This is a genomic window from Blautia sp. AF19-13LB, assembly GCF_003479105.1.
GTDB classification, from domain to species: Bacteria; Bacillota; Clostridia; order Lachnospirales; family Lachnospiraceae; genus Fusicatenibacter; species Fusicatenibacter saccharivorans.
The window spans coordinates 28,889-45,785 of the sequence record NZ_QUGO01000020.1; the positions used below are offsets into that span (position 1 = coordinate 28,889).

Genomic DNA, 16,897 nt, shown 5'->3' on the forward strand with positions numbered 1-16,897 from the left:
CTCCGTAAAACTAGGATTTTCTGGTTTTACGGAGATCACAAATTTTTATGCTCTTTTTTTGCCTGCTCCCCTCGGCGGATTTACCCGTCGAAATTTTAGCGCCCGTTCTGGAGTCGTTTCCGGACAATCTTCATCAAATACAATAGGTTTTTCTTTTGCTGCTTTTAGTTCCCTTAATTCTTCTTCTGAAAAAGCGAGTTCTTTTATCAGGCTTTCTGTCATTTCTTTAGTATTTACCATAATAAAGCCCCCTTTCAAAATTGGTTGCATATCTTGCGGAGATTAATCTTGTCACATCTATTTCTGCCCCATTTTCATTTTTCCGTATTCTTTCCGTATACACTACAAACAAAACATCATCACTTTTTATATTTCCGATCATAATCTCTGTATTACGCTCTATTTGCGCTGTCCCTGCAGATAAATCACCTATGATATCATATCGATCTTCAACATTACTATTTTCCTCATCATAATATTCTATTCGATCATAATCAAAAAATACACGGGCAGCACTTTTAAATGAAATTCCATGTTTTTCTATATTAATTTTATTCTTTTTCTCATCATATTCGAAAATCATTCCACCAAGTGAAAATGTTACAGTTTTGCTATTCTCCAATGATTACCTCCGATTTCAGTATTTTACTGTTTTTATCGTATCATCTTTTCTTTTCTGCGTCAATGCATGATGTTAATTCACAAATTGCAATTCTCTACTTGACATCTGATATTATCAGTGATATATCAATAGTATAATCAGAAAGAAATGCAAGATTTACCAGTTGATAACGCATAAAAAACTATACAGGAGAATTTTCATGGATCAGAAATTATATGACAGTTATGTAAAGATTTTAAAAAACGAGCTTGTTCCGGCGCTTGGCTGTACAGAGCCGATTGCCATTGCATATGCGGCAGCAAAAGCACGCGAAGTACTCGGACAGATGCCGGAATCGATCGAGCTTTGCTGCAGTGGAAACATCATCAAAAACGTAAAGGGTGTTAAAGTTCCAAATTCCAACGGTCTGAAGGGCATTGATGTTGCGGCAACGCTTGGCGTCGTCGGAGGCTGTGCCGAACGTGAACTTGAAGTACTTGAAGATGTGACCGAGGCAGATATTGAAAAGACAAAAGAACTGGTACAGCAGGGATTCTGTACCTGTACTTTAAAAGAAGGCGTAGAGAATCTCTACATTGTTGCAAAAGTCATTGCCGGAGAGCACAGCGCGGAGGTAACGATTGTAAACCGTCATACCCTGATTTCACGCATCGTAAAAGATGGTGAGATACTTTATCAGATTGCGGCTCATGAGGATTCCCCTGAATACGTTGATAAAAGTGTGCTGAACGTCAAGGATATTCTTGAATTTGCCGATACTGTGAAGATCGAAGACATCAAAGAAATTCTTGACCGTCAGATCACCATGAACTCTGCCATTTCCGATGAAGGTCTCCGTCATCCATACGGTGCACAGGTTGGCCGCACGCTGCTGAATGAATACGGCAATGACGTAAAAATCCGCGCCCGCGCCCGTGCAGCGGCAGGCTCCGATGCGCGTATGAGCGGCTGCTCTCTTCCGGTCGTCATCAATTCCGGCAGCGGAAACCAGGGCATGACCGTTTCCCTTCCTGTCATTGAGTTTGCAAAAGAATGGAACGTTTCCCAGGAAAAACTGTACCGCGCACTCGTTGTCAGCAACCTGATTGCGGTTCATCAGAAAAAATATATTGGAAGTCTTTCCGCTTACTGCGGCGCCGTCAGCGCAGGCTGTGGAGCCGGTGCCGCCATTACCTATCTTTCTGGCGGAACTTATGAAGATGTCAGTCTGACGATCGTCAACACCATTGGAAACGTCGGCGGTATTGTCTGCGACGGCGCAAAATCCTCCTGTGCGGCGAAAATTGCATCCGCTGTTGACGCTGCTATTCTCGCCCACTACATGGGCCAGCATCACAGAAGTTTCCAGCCGGGCGAAGGTATCGTGCGGGAAGATGTCGAGGATACGATCAAGAGTATGGGATACATCGGAAGAGTCGGCATGAAAGATACCGATACGGAAATCCTGAATATTATGATCGACCGTGTGGATATTGACGAAGTGTGTAAATAACGAAAGTATTACGATAGACAGCCATCTGGACAAACTTGCACAGATGGCTGTTTTTATATTGCTCTTTCTGTCCATACAAAAACCCGCTGCGACGCCCTCTGTCGAACAAAATTTCCGATAAATTGTGACACACATCTTGTGGAAAGCTTTTTTCAAACAGGCTCTGATTTTGATTAGCAGTCCCTGTCACATCCCATAATTCAATTTCAGTTTCGCAAAAAAGTCTCTCAACGTCAGCTCCGCATTCGGATCATGGTAAACGCGAATTTTGCGGTTCTTTCCGGTGAAGTGATAGCTCATGTCCTCATAGCTGATTTCCGGCGCTTCTACCATTTCATAGAGGTCGGTACGCTGTACCTCTGCCAGCAGCAACCCAACTGTCGGAGAATCGCCGAGACCCCAGATTTCGCCGTGCGGCCATTCCTGGAACTGATAGAAGGTGTTGTTAAAGTCTACCATCTGCTGATACAGATAATTTCCAATTTCTCCACATGGCTGAACATTAAGCTGCAGCTCGGCAAGAGAAACTGTTACTTTCTTGTATACGGTAGACGGAACCTGCCATACCTTCATGCCGGATTTCATCACAACGTTTGCAGCTGCGATATCCTGGCGGAGGTTGAACTCTTCTCCCCCTTCCGGATACGGTGCTCCGCCGATCCAGATGGCGGTCATGCGGTCTGCGATTTCCGGTTTCATCAGAAGTGCGGAGGCAACGTCGGTCAGTGCTCCCTGGCAGGCGATGAACAGCGGATGCGGATCATCTTTCATGGCTTCTTCGGCGATCAGCTTTGCGCCATCCGACACGGCCGGAGTCTGCTCGTCCTTCATCGGAAATTCCGATCCTTTGCAGACCGGGCATACGCCCTGCCGATCCATCAGATCCAGCACTTTATTGACCTCGTCCATGCTCGCCTGTGCCGTGTGGCCATCGCCATAATCGCGGGAGAACATGTTGAAGTGACACGGAACGATGCCTTTCAGAATAAACATCGGTGTCATCAGGTGATGTGCCAGTGCGAACTGGTCGTCCGCCTCATTTTTGCAGTCTGTGCTGACAATCATACGCACGCGTTTGTTGTCCGGCACGGAAAATGTGTAATTCATTTTTTTCATAGTAAATCCTTTCTGCTGTAAAAGTCAAAAACATACAAAGCAATCCGCCCGAAGACCGCACAGCTTTACGGTTTCCGGGCGGATTTGCCTTAGATCTAATTATACCTAATGTTGATCTTTCGTTAGTTTGCTTCTTTTGCTGCTGCAATCGTATCAAGGTTAGACTGCGGAGTTTCTGTAGCTCCTCCGTTTTCATCCAGCCATTTATCCAGCTGCTCCTGTTTTGCATCCATAACAGTCTGCAGTCCGGCTGCATACAGCGCATCATTCAGTTTCTGGAGTGTTTCTTCTACACCAGCAACTCCGACAGAGCCTGTCTCAAGTGCTGGACGATACGTATTCAGTGCATTCTGCAGAGCTGTGATCTGTGTAGAGTATTCAGAAGAATCCCACATAAATCCGTATGCCGGTGAATACTGTGCCCAGTCGTTATGGTGCTGCAGTTTATCCCAGTAATTTGCATCCTTGGAACCATCATTCCATACGTATGTGTTAAACTGATTGCCCATAAACCATCCTGTATTCTGATGATATTTAAAGTTAGAAGCATCTTCACCATCTACATAATAAGCAGTACCATCATCCAAAACTTTATAGTTTACATCCTGAATACCATTCTGCCACAGATTCATAACCTCCGGATCTGTATACAGCGCGGAGATAAACTTAAAGGCCATTTCCGGATCCGCACTGTTGGTTGCGATACCAGTATCATAAAAACTTACGTTTGTAGTTGAATATCCACCTTCTACATCCTGTCCAAAATACATTGCATAGCAGTCTGTTCCTGTAGATGCCTTTGCCTCAACAAGATAGCCCGGTTTAATTGCTGACATATAAGAGAACGTATTTCCGGCTTTCATCATAACTGCAGATCCCTGTGTATCCGTCAACGCATCCGGATAAATGTATCCTGCATCAAACCATTCCGCCAGCTGGGTTACTGCTTCTTTGTAAGTATCGGTTTCAAACTCATTCACTACGGTTGTGGAGTCATGATCAGCCTCCCAGTCCAGAACACCGAACTGATCCGCTAACTCGTCGAAAAATGCAAGACGTCTCATCGGGCTTGCACTTCCCTGCAGATACAGAGGTGTCATTTCCGGATGTGCTTCTTTTACTTTCTTGAAAATTTCAGTTGCAACCGACCAGTCATACACTTTTCCGGTGTATTCATCCTGATTCAGCTCCAAACCATATTCTTCTGCGATACCAAGCTCATCACAGATATCTGCTCTCATAGTCAGACCACCAAGTTCAACCGATTCCTTCTGTGCCGGGAAGCCGAACAGAATACCATTCATGGAACCTACCGTTGCATTTGCCTCACCAAGTACATCCTTAATGGCCTGTCCTTCCGGAGTATCCATATATTGATTCATGTCGACAATACCATTCATTGCAATCCAACTGGAAGCATTGCTGTAATAAATTGGCATAACATCCAGCTCATCACCACCGGAAATCATCAGCTGAATCGTCTGCTGATATTCTGCATACTGCAGTGGAAGAAATTCCACTTCAATATGGTATTTCGGAATCATATATTCATTCAATGCATCCTGTACTGCAGTACGTGCTGCGTCATCCTGCTCGTAGAACTCGACGAAGGCAAATACGAGATGATAAGGATTTTCTTCCGTATACTCACCAAGCTCTGTTTTTGTTACGGAAGCATCTGCCTCGCCAGATGCCGATGCTGTTGATGTTGTTCCAGAAGAGCTCTTGGATGAGCCGGAAGTGTCTCCACTGTTTCCGCAGCCGACAAGCAGGCCGCCCACCATTGTCGCTGCCAGAAAAGCAGCAAGCATTTTTCTTTTCATATGAAAATTCCTCCTTAAAATAAGTTTATCACGAAGCAGCCCTTTTCGCTGCTAATGATTCATTCCATCTGTATCAGCCTTTGACTGCGCCAAGAGCGATACCTTTTGCATAATATTTCTGGAAAGACGGGAAAATCAGCATAATCGGCAGAATTGCTACGAATGCAATTGCCATCTGGATTCCCGTTGCCGGAATGGTCGATGCAGCTGCTGTCACATTCGAGTTGGAGCTCTGTGTCAGGAACTGAATATTCTGTACCATCTGGTTCAGAAGGTTCTGTACGTTGTACAGACCTGTATTCTTAACGATATAGTACAGACCATTGGTCCAGTCATTCCAGTAAGCAAGGCCTGCAAAGGTGCCCATTGTTACCAAGATCGGTTTTCCAAGCGGAAGTACGATTTTCCAGAAGATGGTAAACTGGCTTGCACCGTCAATCTCTGCCGCCTCGTATAATCCATCCGGAATGCTTGTGGTAAAATAAGTTCGAATCATCATAACATTCCATGCAGAAAGCAGGAAGTTTGGAAGCAGCTGTGCAAAAATCGTATCTTTGATATGGAAGGTACCTGTCCACATAATGTAAGATGGAACGATACCGCCGTTGAACAGCATGGTAAAGAACACGAAGAACATCATCACATTTCTGCCCGGAAGATTTTTTACTGACAAAGGATAGGCCATCAGAGCAGACAGAAGGACATTCAACAGAGTTCCGACTACCGTGACACCAATACTTACTCCATAGGCCTTCAAAATCTGACCTCCGGATTTGATGATGTAGGAATAGGACGCGAGGGAGAACTTCTTCGGAAAGAAGGAGTATCCATTCGCTACCAGTGTGTTTTCATCTGTAATAGAAGACATAAATAACAGAATAAACGGTAAGATAATGGCAAGCGTCCAGATAATCATGACAGCGTTTGCTAAAATCTGATATTTGGAAAATGGTTTTTCTTTCATACGTGATCTCCTTAGAACATTGCGTTTTCTTTGCTGACTTTACGTACGATTCCGTTTGCGGTAAGGACAATGATAAATCCGATGATGGACTGATAGAAGCCGGCTGCTGCAGACATTCCGACATTTCCGGATTTCATCAGGCCGCGGTATACGTAGGTATCAATAACATTGGTTGCCGAGTACAGAAGTCCTGAATCACGTGGTACCTGATAGAACAGACCGAAATCGGAATAGAAGATACGGCCGACACTCATCAATGTCAGGGTGATTACGGTTGGTTTCAGGAATGGAAGCGTAATGTTTTTGATCTGCTGCCATTTGGTTGCGCCATCCAGAGAAGCTGCCTCATACAGAGACGGATCAATGCCATTGATGGTAGATATGTAGATCAGACATCCATATCCTACACCCTTCCAGGTATTTACAAAAATCAGAATGAACGGCCAGTATTTCGGTTCTGCATACCAGTTCACAGCATCTTTTCCAAGTGCACTTAAAATCGAATTGTTTACAATACCTGTACTCTGACTTAAAAATGCATATACAATGTAGCCAAGAATAACAGCCGACATCAGATATGGAAACAAGATTGCACTCTGATAAATTTTCTTTAATTTTTTATTAAACGTATCGCAGATAAAGATTGCAAAAATAATTCCGACTACCGTGTTCAGAACAATAAACGCCAGATTGTAAAGTAACGTATTTCTTGTAATAGTCCATGCATCCGATGATGCAAACAGAAATTCAAAGTTCGCCAGTCCGCAGAACGGGCTCTTCCAGATTCCCAAACGGGCATTGTACTTCTTAAATGCTACGATAATGCCTGCCATCGGAATATAATTGTTAATGAGCAGATAGATCGCGCCTGGAAGGAACATCAGATACAGCGGAAGGTATCGTTTGAATTTTGCTGCTTTGCTGTGGCTGCTCCCGGATGATGCATGGGATTTTTTTAAAGATGCCATGTTTTTCCTCCTCGTTTCCTCTTTGTTTTCTCGTTTTTTTGTCGTTGCAAGTATGTTCGAACAAAATTGCTTTGACTATCAACTGTTGTTATTATATAATTTTAATAAACTTTTTAGCAATTCACATTGCTTAGGTTTTATTGCACTTTTCTTAGAATCTATGTGCAAATTATATATAATTACGGAGGCATCCTTCTTGAATTCATCAAAACATCGTACTTTTTCACTAAACTTCAATTTTTTTGACCACACTATGCACAAACACAAAATATATTCCCTAAAGAAAAAAGCATTTTGGTATTGGATGCGTATTTTAATAATATTCAGTATTTTATTGCTGTTTTTAATTTTTTATATTTCCAAACAGCTTCAGCATGAAACCTACCAGGGAATTCATCAGACAATGGATCTTTATGTACAGCAATTAAATAAAAGTATGGAAATCGCAGAAAACTGTCTCTGGGAATTCGCCAACAACAATACCGATGTTGTCGATACCATCACTTCCAAAAACAACCCAAACGCAGCAATTTCCCAGATTAAAGCCTCCAGGCTTTTGGATAATACTTTAAGTTACATGACAGACATTGACGGTATGTTTGTTTATGGAAAAGCAAACGACCATTTTGTCTGCCGCTATAAAAACGGGGGCTCCAATGACTGTAGTTCCTACATGAAAAAGCTTTTACGTCAGTCGGGAGAGGACGCCTCCGCTCTCAACTTCAAGAGTTGGTATTATATAGAGCTGGAACGCCATACCTATCTGATCCGAATTATCAATGATCTCCATGGCTATCTTGGTGCCTGGATCCGTCTGGATGAACTGAATACTCCATTCGATGATTCAAATACCATTTTTCTGTTTGCTGATGAAAATGGTATTCCATACGACAACGAAAGCTGGTCCGATTTTAAACTGTCTACCGACTTTTCTACCCAGAAACCTCATCGGATCCGCGGAAAGGACGGTATACAATATTTACAGGTCGCTGAAAAGCTTCCTTCTTCTACCTGCTCCTTAAATGCACTCATCCCCTCCGAAGAAGTCAACACTCCTATTTACAATATGCTCAAGCTTCTGCTCGGGGGTGCTCTGCTGATTTTCGTGGTTTCTCTTTTATGGACCGTTTCCTATGAACACCTGATTTCAAAGCCTCTTGATCTGATCCGGAAAATGGCATCACAGGTCAAAGAGGAACAACAGGTGCCGCACCCGGATCTTTCCAATGAGCGGTGTGAGGAGGTTCTGGAAATCGGTGAAACACTGAATAAGCTGATGAATCGAATTGAGAAGTTAAAAATCAATGTTTATGAGGATAAATTAAATCTGAAGGCACTGGAGATTCAGTATCTGAAATCCCAGGTAGCGCCGCACTCTCTGATCAACTGTCTCTCCGCAATCGCATCAATGCCATTCACGGAAGAAGGAAGGCGGCTCACAAATGAATTCGTCCGCACACTTTCGAATCATTTGCGGTACACCCTGCAGGATAAGACAGCCGTTCCTTTGAAAGAAGAACTGAAATACGTAGAAAATTTTCTGGAGATGACAGAACTGCGGTTTCCAGGCTGTCTGAACTGGGAAATCCATGTGGATGAGAAATGCAGGAATGCTTCTGTTTTTCCGATCATTCTGCTGATGTTTACAGAAAATACCATCAAGCACAACATGATCATGGGCGAAGAGCTCCGTGTCCGTATCACCGGCAGCCTTGTGGAGCGCAATGGTGAAAAATATGTGGTTCTCACTCATCTCGACTCCGGCAGTGGTTATTTTAAAGAGGATCTGGAATACCTGAACCGGCCAGTTTCCCAGCAGGTTCATGACTTTGATGGAAAAAAAATCGGAACCTACAATCTGCTCAAACGGCTTTATCTTGTTTATGGAGAAAAAGCCCATGCGCATTTTTCCAACGAACCCGGATGGGGTGCAAGATCAGAGGTTACGATTCCATACATTCCATACCGGGAGGATGGCAATCCGCCGGAAAACAAAATTGAAACATCGGAACCTCTTTTTTCACATGCTTCCGACACACCTCAGGTCCCCGGCAAAAGAAACGAGAGCTAAAGCTTGTTTGAAAAAGGCTTTCGGCTTGCTTTTTGTAACGATTCAAATCCATGCGAAACGGAAGAAAGGAACAGGGCTTTTACAATGAACATTTTAGTAGTGGATGATGAATATTATATTGTGAAAAACATTATCGAAACGACAGACTGGTCGGCGCTCGGGATTGAGCAGGCGTTTCCTGCCTACAGTGCCAGCCAGGCAAAACGAATTTTTGAGGGTTCCCAGGATATTGATATTCTTTTGACTGACATCGAAATGCCGCGCGAAACCGGTCTGCAGTTAGTGGAATGGCTGCATGAGAACAATTTTCATCCCATCGTACTCGTTCTGACCGGCCATCAGCGATTTGATTATGCGCAGGAAGCGCTGAATTTACATATTTTCTCCTACCTGTTAAAACCAATCGACCCGGATCAGCTTATGGAAAAGCTGGCGGCGGCTGTGCAGGAGGTAAAAAAAAATGCATGGTATGAGAAAGAGCGGCTGAATATGGAAGAGCACCTCTCCACCGATGCCTCGGACCCGATCAGCGTCATCAAGGACTATATCCGTTCGCATCTTTCCGATCCTGAACTGGGCCGCACCTCCATCGCCGAGAAAATCCACATGAACCCGGACTACCTGTCCCACATTTTCAGTACGAAAACAGGAGCGTCGCTCAGTAGCTACATCATGGACGAACGTATGACAACCGCAAAACGTCTGCTTGCCACCACCAGCTTCTCCCCCCAGCAAATCTGTGACCAGATCGGAATCGCAAACGTTTCCTACTTTTACCGGCAGTTCAAGAAAAGCAGTGGAGTGACACCGCAGCAGTATCGGGAGAAGCATTTTCATGGATAATCACGAGCCCTGGAGCGTGCCTGGAAAAGGTCTCCAGCGCACAAAAAAACAGAGTGTATTGGAATTCTTCGTTTCCATACACTCTGTCTCATTTCTTACCCACAAAAATCCGCCAGATCCTCTTTCAGATAGTTCTGCGTCTTCTCCAGATCTTTCTCCCGGATACTCTGCATAATATCGTTATGATGCGCAATGTCCAGTGCCGGGTTTACGTTGGACCAGGTCTGCCAGTAAAACTGGGCGTAAGCGCGTTTTAAGACGTTCATGGTGCGTTCAAGCTCCTGATATGCGTAAGCGTTGCCGGAGAAGGAAATCAGCTTCAGATGGAATGCTGTATTTGCCTCCCAGTGATCCCATACGCTGTCGGTGCTCTGTTTGCATCTCTCATCAATCTCGGCAAGCTCCGCCAGATTTTCTTCGGTGATATGTCCGATCGACTGACGAAGATATCCGCCCTCGAGAACAAGGCGGAAATCCAGAATATTCTGTGCCTCTTCGCGGGACACGCTGACAACCTGGTAGCCGAAGCGCGGGAAGCTGCGGAGGATTCCCTCATTGCAGAGCGTCACAAGGGCTTCACGGATCGGTGTCTTGCTGCAGCCGAATTTCTGTACCAGCTCCTGCTCGTTGATAATTTGATTGGGTTTATATTCATCGGTAAAAATGCCGTTCAAAATGGCCTGATATACCATATTTTTAAGGCTTTCCTGTTGTTTTTTCATAAGGGGAAACTCCTTATCTTTTATTTTCTTCACTTTTGCGCATCCTGATTTTTTTCTTCTCCAAATGCGCCCTGTTTTTTATCTTAACAAATTTTTTTTTGCTTGTAAATGCCGTGCTCCCAGATTTTTACCGGTAAAAAAAAGGAAAATGATGTTTTCACCATTTTCCCTCTTCTGTTCCCTCATTGGACGTTATCGCTTATTCTGTCTGCCGTCAGATTACATACTCATTCGACTTCTGCATCTGCCATTCCACCAGATCTGCCAGCGTAATATTGTCCACCACACTGTTGATGGCATCGTTCAGTTTTTTCCAGAGCATCACCGTAACGCACTGATCTTCCCTGCCGCAGTCGGCGCCGTCTTCTACACAGTCCACCGGCGCAAGGCTGCCCTCGGTCAGACGCAGGATCATGCCCACGGTATATTCTTCCGGCTTTCGTTTCAGGGAATAACCGCCCGCCGGGCCGCGCACACTTTTTACGAAACCAGCTTTATTCAAAATCGAGATGATCTGTTCCAGATATTTTTCCGAAATCTCCTGCCGCTTTGCCACATCTTTCAATCGCACCGGTTCGCCGGTATTGTTGAGTGCCAGATCCAGCATCAGACGAAGCGCATACCGTCCTCTTGTCGAAACTTTCATTTTATTTCCTCCGAATATATGTCATGATAAAAATACCTTCTTTTATTTTATTCCATATTCTCTACATATTCAATAGGAAATATAACACAAACCCAAAGCATGTCCGAAAAATGCAATAACTTTTTATCCGCTTTCCATGCTTACTTATCATCTCAAATCCTGCGCAATCTCTTCTCCCATCTTCTCTACCGCATCCACAATCTCCCGGATCTGCTCTCCGGTAATTCCATCGATATGCACGCCACCGGTGCAGACGGTCACGGTACGGCAGGCACAACAGATTTTTTCCGCCAGCATCCGGCACAGTACCTCATCTTTATGTCCGGTGCGGTTCCATACCGAGGAAGTCGCACTCCAGCTCCCGTCTCCGGTCAGCGATTCCCGTGGTACGGCCTGCACCACACAGCCGATATGCGGCTTTTCTCCTCCGGCGAGACAGATCTGAAAATCTTCACCGATCTTCATTACCGTCACTTCCATCGTGCATCCTGTAGCTGTTGTCTTTTTTGTCAGCATCCTTTCCATCTCCGGTACTCCTTTACTTCCACGCCGAACGGCAAAAGCAGTTTGGCCGCAAGATGTGTCACCATATCGTCGATGGACTCCGGTTTCTGATAAAAGGTCATCATCGGCGGAACAATCCATACATTTGACAATCTCGACAGTTCGTACAGATTCCGCAGATGAATTTCACTCATCGGTGTCTCCCGTGCTGCCAGTACAAGCGGGCGTTTCTCCTTGATCGTCACATCCGCCGCACGCAGCAGCAGATTGTCGGTGTATCCGCTTACAATTCCTGCCGCTGTTTTCATGCTGCACGGCACAATCACCATGCCTTCTGTCCGGTACGACCCGCTCGCCGGGCCTGCACCGATGTTGTCCTGCTCGAGCACTTCATCTGCCAGCGCTTCCACCTGCGAAACACTCCAGTCTGTCTCCTGTTCCAGCGTCAGCTTTGCACTGCGGCTCATCACCAGAAGGGAACGGTATTCCTCACTATCCCGCAGAATTTCAAGGCACTTCATCAGCAGCGGCATTCCACTCGCCCCGGAAGCGCCAACTACAATCCGTTTTTCCACAGCCATCCGTCTCGTTCCTTCCTTTTATCCACAGATTCCATCGATCCATGCGAATAACTCGTCGAGGTCGTAGTCGCCTGCATGCGGCGTATTCCATGGGGAATGGTAATCAACCTCACAGCCCGCCTCGCGCAGTTTTGCCGTCAGCATTGCCGAGATCACCAGAGAGGTGTCGCGGTCGCACTCGCCGTGGCGGATGCGGAAATGCTGTGCTTTTTCTGCTTTTTCATCCAGAATGTATTCCATTGGATTCATCATTTTCACAACTTCTGCTTCCGCACACGCGCCCTGTGCTTTCGTGTGTGCTGTGCTGTATTCCGTGAAGTGACGGCAGTTTGTCGTCTCGTTTCCAAACAGATCATTCTCCGGGCTTTCCAGATCCAGCGCATCAAAAGCAGGTGCCGTTTTCATCCGGGTGATGTCTTTGACATAAGCGGTAAAATCCATGCCCTGCACTTTGCCGTTCTCGACGATCAGCCATGGTTTATCTGATAAATCCACACCCTGGTCAGACGCTCTCTGCGCAGATTCCATCACAACGCGTTTTACATATTCCTTCAGGGATCCTTCTCCATCTGCATCAAGTGTCAGTGGATCTCCGTTTTCATCCTTCAATCCAAGGCTGTTTACATATGCCGGAAACATTGCTTTTTCCTCTGCTGAAACAAGGATCTGTTCTTTCGTCATCTCGCCATCCACCGGTGTGAAAACCGGGCGGCCGCCCTCATCCATTTTCATGTTGGCACGGTGAAAATCATTTACTCCGCAAAATTCCCATTCATACGCCATGTCTGCGTGTTCAAGGTTTGTGATCGGGCAGTAGCAGGAAGCCGCAAACACGTTATCTCCGGCATCCGCCGCGCCAAGTGCCTGCAGATACGGCTCATAGTCCGGGTGATTTCCCGTGCTTCCCATCAGGGATGACAGCGCACCTCCGGCACTCGTTCCATTGGTGATAATTTTGCTCGCATCGCCAGGCAGCTCATCCGCGAAGAAGTGGAGATATCGCACGGCCGCTTTATAATCAACCACGCAGGATGGTGCTTTTCCGTTGTACCGGCCATCTGCCCCCTTCTGCACTCTGCCGCGGATTGCCGGGGATGCCACAACATAGCCGTGCTGCAGTGCACGAAAAATCGTGTTGGGTCTGCCCTGTAAAAATGGATTCGTTCCAGGCTCATCCGCCGGACCCGGCATGTAGCCGCCGACCGTATTCGGCATGAAAACCGGCGCGCTCCCTAAATCATAGCCATGCAGGGATGCTCCCTCATAATAGCATTCCGGCACAAAAAGATTCATCTTCTGAAACTCTTCATTAACCGGTTTTTCCACATAAATCAGGTCGCGGAACGCCCGAAACCGGATCGTCTCGCCACACAGTGTTACTTCTTCTATTGTATAATCATTTTTCTCAAATTTCAGCATACCAGGCTACTCTCCTTTTTTGACAAAATATACTTTTTAGAACACAATATAACATTTTTTTTGCAAAACATGCTTTTATTCCTCGTCCAGCCAGTGTTTCGGATCAACTTCCAGAAACCTCGCCCGCACAAATCTTTTCTTCTGATCATACGGCACGGTACAGTCAAAAATTGTCTTGCATGCAATTCCGTGATCGCGGATCGATGGCGAACACGTCGGATCGTTTGACGGATCGAGTGGATGACACCGGACACCTGGGATCGTGATGATATCCGCATCGCCCTGGAATCGTGTGTTCATTGCCCAAAGGACATCGTTCATATCGAAGCAGTCCACGTCCTCATCCACGAGAAATACATGTTTCAGTTCACTGAATGCAGAAAAAGCCAGCAGCGCCGCCTGACGCTGTCTTCCCTCATCACTTGGACCAAGCTTTTTAAATTGAAGAACAGCCATATATTTTCCGCCGCCCGCAGAACCACAGTACACATTCCGGAGTCGTCCCGGCATTGCTTTTTCTACCATGCCGTAGATACTTGCTTCCGTCGGAATGCCCGCCATGGAAACATGTTCCTCGCTTGGTCCGATGCAGGTCTGCATGATCGGATTTCGCCGGTGTGTTACCGCTTTTACTTTAATCAGGCGGCACTGATCGCTCGCCGGACCGGTATAACCCGGAAATTCCGGCATGGCGTAACCGGTGTGGCTGTTCTGATCTTCCTGCACACGCACGCCCGGGATAACCTCGCCCTCGATCACATACTCTGCATTCGCAATTGCCATCTCATTTACCGAAACGCAATGGCACAGTTCCACCGGCTCTTTCCGCAGCGCACCTGCAACCGAAAGCTCATCGTAACCAAGCGGTGTTGTCGGCGGCTCAAAGCAGGAACCGATCTCAATCGCAGGATCGACGCCGATGCTGATGGAAATCGGCAGTTTCTGGCCAAGCTCCTCCGCACGGTCTGCCATCGCGCCGATATGGCGTGCACCCGGCGTGAAGAAAATCGAAAGTTCGTCTTTTCCCTGAATACAGAGACGGTGAATCGTCACATCGTGCAGCCCGGTATCCGGGTGAGAAGCGTAACACATGCCAAGCGTGATGTACGGGCCTGCGTCATCCGGCGTGTTGGTCGGTGCCGGGACGAGGCGGTTCAGATCAAAATCGGGATCCGTCGCCAGATGCACAACCTCCTGACACGGCGGCGCACCCTGAAATTCCACCGGTGCAACCGGCTTTTCCACGCTGTGATACAGCATTTTCCCAAGATTCTCCGGCTCACAGTCCAAAAGTGCAGCCACACGCTTCCGGCTCGCCAGGACACCGATCGCAACACTTGCGTCCGGGTGCCCTTTGATATTGCGGAAAATCATTGCCGGTCCTTCTTTCGTCGGACGTTTTACCGTTCCGCCCGCGCCGACATAGCGGTAAACTCCGGCAAGCTCCGCCATCGGATCAACTGCAACATCCGTCTCGGCAAGCTGTCCCGGCATATTTTTCAATCGTTCCAGCGCACTGCGCAGATCTCTTACTTTTTCAGCCATAATCATTCTCCTTATTCCCCAGATCAAAACTGTCTCATAGAATGTTCTTTTTTGTACTCCATTCAGCCAGCAAATCCATCGGATCCTCTCCATCCACTTTCCCTGCTGCATGTTTTATCCTTTTTTATTTTAAAAAGAAACCTTTGTGGAATCAATTCGATCTGTGGTACAATTGTTTCCAGAATAGAATGAATGAAATGGAATGATTTTCAAAAGGAGGTTCTCTCTTATGACCATGGAACAGATCGACTTTTTTCTGATGACCGTCCGATGCGACACTTTTTTAGAAGCTGCAGAAAATCTTCATATCGCACAGTCCACGCTCTCGAAGCAGATCCAGAAGCTGGAATCCGAACTGAATCTCACCCTCTTCGACCGCACCCGCCGCCAGGCGGTTCTGGCTCCGGCAGGCAAGCTGTTCTGCCAGGAAGCCTCAGAGCTCTCCCGCCAGTATCATCAGATGCTGCAGAAAATGCGCCACTTTAAAGAGTCGGAACGCCAGCCGCTCCGCGTCGGCTCTCTTCCGTTTCTGACGCAGTATCATCTCACCTCCCGCATCCGCGCTTTCGCACATACGCATCCGGAGGTTGAACTGATGCTGGAAGAGTGTGAAGAAAACGAGCTGATGGACGGTCTGCAGTCCGGTCGTTTTGATCTTGTCATTGCACGGGATTCCATGATTTCACCGCAGAAATATCACTTTGTACCTCTCGCAAAGGATCGTCTCTGTGTGATGCTCCCCATCGATCATCCGCTTGCAGAAAAATCTTCCCTGACAATCGCTGACATTGCCAGAGAACCTCTGATTCTTATGCATCCCTATACCTCGATTTATCAGCTCTGTATGCAACTATTTGAAAAGGCAGACCAAAAACCGCACATCCTGCGCACTGCCCGCCTGGAATCCATGATAAGCTCCGTGGAAGTCGGCGAAGCCTTAAGCCTGTTTGCCGGGAGTAACTTTGCATTGTTCCACCACCCAAACGTCACCGCCGTTCCTCTGCGCGACGCACCGCCTCTTGTGATCGGTGCCGCGTATCCGCTCAAAATGAAAGCATCAAAAAAGCCGGGAAATATCTCTGCACAGACGCTGAAATCATTTGTCTTTTTTATTCAAAATCACAAAGTAATTTTTGACTATCTTTTTAAAAGTTCTTATATGCCGGTATAGCCTATTGTTACAGGCTTTTCCGGCATTTTTCGTTATGGAAGATATTCTCAAATCTTCTTATATCCCCGTATGTTTTGGTGTTCAAAAGTAGTATGTGGAGTAGTAAATTCTCCGTTTACTACTTATGCAATCAGCCGCTTCATTTCTGTTATCGACGTTTCGGAAGTCGTATGCGCGTAATAGTTCAGTGTCATGTTGATATTAGAATGTCCCATAATGTACTGTAATGCCTTTGGGTTCATTCCTGCATTTGCTAACGTGGTGCAGAATGTGTGGCGTAAGGTATGCGGTGTCATTACCTTTGGCAATGCTACCTTTTGCGTTTTGCTGTATTTCCTTACAAGCCCCCGAAACATACTTTCATAGTTGACTGCCACTTTTGGCAAGCCGTTCCGGTTAAGGAACAGAAA

At 46.3% G+C, this 16,897-nt stretch carries 18 protein-coding genes; 5 read left to right on the top strand and 13 right to left on the bottom strand.

The genetic code is table 11. The features are described 5' to 3' along the window. Positions 1-45: 45 nt before the first annotated feature. Positions 46-240, bottom strand: coding sequence for a hypothetical protein (locus DWX32_RS16315; RefSeq protein WP_055226225.1), 195 nt, complete (start codon positions 238-240; stop codon positions 46-48). After that, the gene (locus tag DWX32_RS16320) at positions 227-622 is read right to left on the bottom strand and encodes a BrnT family toxin (protein WP_330377069.1); all 396 of its coding nucleotides are present in this window, start codon (positions 620-622) and stop codon (positions 227-229) included. The genes DWX32_RS16315 and DWX32_RS16320 overlap by 14 nt, the downstream gene beginning before the upstream one ends. A 199-nt stretch (positions 623-821) precedes the next feature. Here DWX32_RS16320 and DWX32_RS16325 point away from each other — a divergent pair, with 199 nt between their 5' ends. Both DWX32_RS16325 and DWX32_RS20945 read left to right on the top strand, forming a co-directional pair. Beyond that, positions 822-2,114: an L-cysteine desulfidase family protein gene (locus DWX32_RS16325; RefSeq protein WP_055226223.1), complete on the top strand. Its 1,293-nt coding sequence runs from the start codon at positions 822-824 to the stop codon at positions 2,112-2,114. Positions 2,115-2,171: 57 nt separating this feature from the next. Beyond that, positions 2,172-2,291, top strand: a complete 120-nt coding sequence (locus tag DWX32_RS20945; protein WP_368250375.1) for a DUF6783 domain-containing protein — start codon at positions 2,172-2,174, stop codon at positions 2,289-2,291. A gap of 9 nt (positions 2,292-2,300) precedes the next feature. Here DWX32_RS20945 and DWX32_RS16330 read toward each other — a convergent pair whose 3' ends face one another. From DWX32_RS16330 to DWX32_RS16345, 4 genes are all read right to left on the bottom strand, one after another. After that, positions 2,301-3,230 carry a nucleoside hydrolase gene (locus tag DWX32_RS16330; protein WP_070103170.1) on the bottom strand — a complete coding sequence of 310 codons (930 nt, stop codon included), beginning with the start codon at positions 3,228-3,230 and terminating at the stop codon, positions 2,301-2,303. Between the two features lie 122 nt (positions 3,231-3,352). After that, positions 3,353-5,053 carry an ABC transporter substrate-binding protein gene (locus DWX32_RS16335; RefSeq protein WP_055226221.1) on the bottom strand — a complete coding sequence of 567 codons (1,701 nt, stop codon included), beginning with the start codon at positions 5,051-5,053 and terminating at the stop codon, positions 3,353-3,355. Positions 5,054-5,126: 73 nt separating this feature from the next. After that, complete coding sequence (locus DWX32_RS16340) at positions 5,127-6,017, bottom strand: carbohydrate ABC transporter permease (RefSeq protein ID WP_055226220.1); 891 nt, start codon at positions 6,015-6,017, stop codon at positions 5,127-5,129. An 11-nt stretch (positions 6,018-6,028) separates the two neighbouring features. Beyond that, positions 6,029-6,985 carry an ABC transporter permease gene (locus DWX32_RS16345; protein ID WP_055226218.1) on the bottom strand — a complete coding sequence of 319 codons (957 nt, stop codon included), beginning with the start codon at positions 6,983-6,985 and terminating at the stop codon, positions 6,029-6,031. A 403-nt stretch (positions 6,986-7,388) separates the two neighbouring features. On the opposite strand from DWX32_RS16345, the gene DWX32_RS16350 reads away from it, so the two are divergent. Then, entirely contained in the window at positions 7,389-9,056 is a 1,668-nt protein-coding gene (locus DWX32_RS16350) for a sensor histidine kinase (RefSeq protein WP_158579605.1), read from the top strand. 84 nt (positions 9,057-9,140) lie between these two features. After that, on the top strand, positions 9,141-9,899 hold the full coding sequence (locus DWX32_RS16355) for a response regulator transcription factor (RefSeq protein ID WP_055226214.1): 759 nt from the start codon (positions 9,141-9,143) through the stop codon (positions 9,897-9,899). Positions 9,900-9,994: 95 nt separating this feature from the next. Here DWX32_RS16355 and DWX32_RS16360 read toward each other — a convergent pair whose 3' ends face one another. The 6 genes from DWX32_RS16360 to DWX32_RS16385 all read right to left on the bottom strand — a co-directional run bounded on the left by DWX32_RS16360 (position 9,995) and on the right by DWX32_RS16385 (position 15,316). Beyond that, positions 9,995-10,621 (bottom strand): GntR family transcriptional regulator, encoded by a 627-nt coding sequence (locus DWX32_RS16360; protein WP_055226212.1) that lies wholly within the window; start codon positions 10,619-10,621, stop codon positions 9,995-9,997. Positions 10,622-10,835: 214 nt separating this feature from the next. Next, positions 10,836-11,267, bottom strand: coding sequence for an RrF2 family transcriptional regulator (locus DWX32_RS16365; RefSeq protein ID WP_055226207.1), 432 nt, complete (start codon positions 11,265-11,267; stop codon positions 10,836-10,838). 147 nt (positions 11,268-11,414) lie between these two features. Next, positions 11,415-11,783 (bottom strand): prenylated flavin chaperone LpdD, encoded by a 369-nt coding sequence (locus DWX32_RS16370; RefSeq protein WP_082424856.1) that lies wholly within the window; start codon positions 11,781-11,783, stop codon positions 11,415-11,417. Then, positions 11,777-12,352 carry a UbiX family flavin prenyltransferase gene (locus DWX32_RS16375; RefSeq protein WP_055226203.1) on the bottom strand — a complete coding sequence of 192 codons (576 nt, stop codon included), beginning with the start codon at positions 12,350-12,352 and terminating at the stop codon, positions 11,777-11,779. Before DWX32_RS16375 ends, DWX32_RS16370 begins: the two co-directional genes overlap by 7 nt. 18 nt (positions 12,353-12,370) lie before the next feature. Then, entirely contained in the window at positions 12,371-13,771 is a 1,401-nt protein-coding gene (locus tag DWX32_RS16380; protein ID WP_118595246.1) for a subtype B tannase, read from the bottom strand. A 75-nt stretch (positions 13,772-13,846) separates the two neighbouring features. Continuing rightward, a complete protein-coding gene (locus DWX32_RS16385; protein ID WP_055226200.1) occupies positions 13,847-15,316 on the bottom strand; it encodes a UbiD family decarboxylase in 1,470 nt (489 codons plus the stop codon). Between the two features lie 229 nt (positions 15,317-15,545). Between DWX32_RS16385 and DWX32_RS16390 the strand changes: the two genes are divergently transcribed. Continuing rightward, a complete protein-coding gene (locus DWX32_RS16390) occupies positions 15,546-16,487 on the top strand; it encodes a LysR family transcriptional regulator (protein ID WP_158579606.1) in 942 nt (313 codons plus the stop codon). Positions 16,488-16,609: 122 nt separating this feature from the next. Here the strand turns inward: DWX32_RS16390 and DWX32_RS16395 are convergent. After that, on the bottom strand, positions 16,610-16,897 hold a 288-nt coding region (locus DWX32_RS16395; protein WP_147398504.1), incomplete at its 5' end, for a tyrosine-type recombinase/integrase.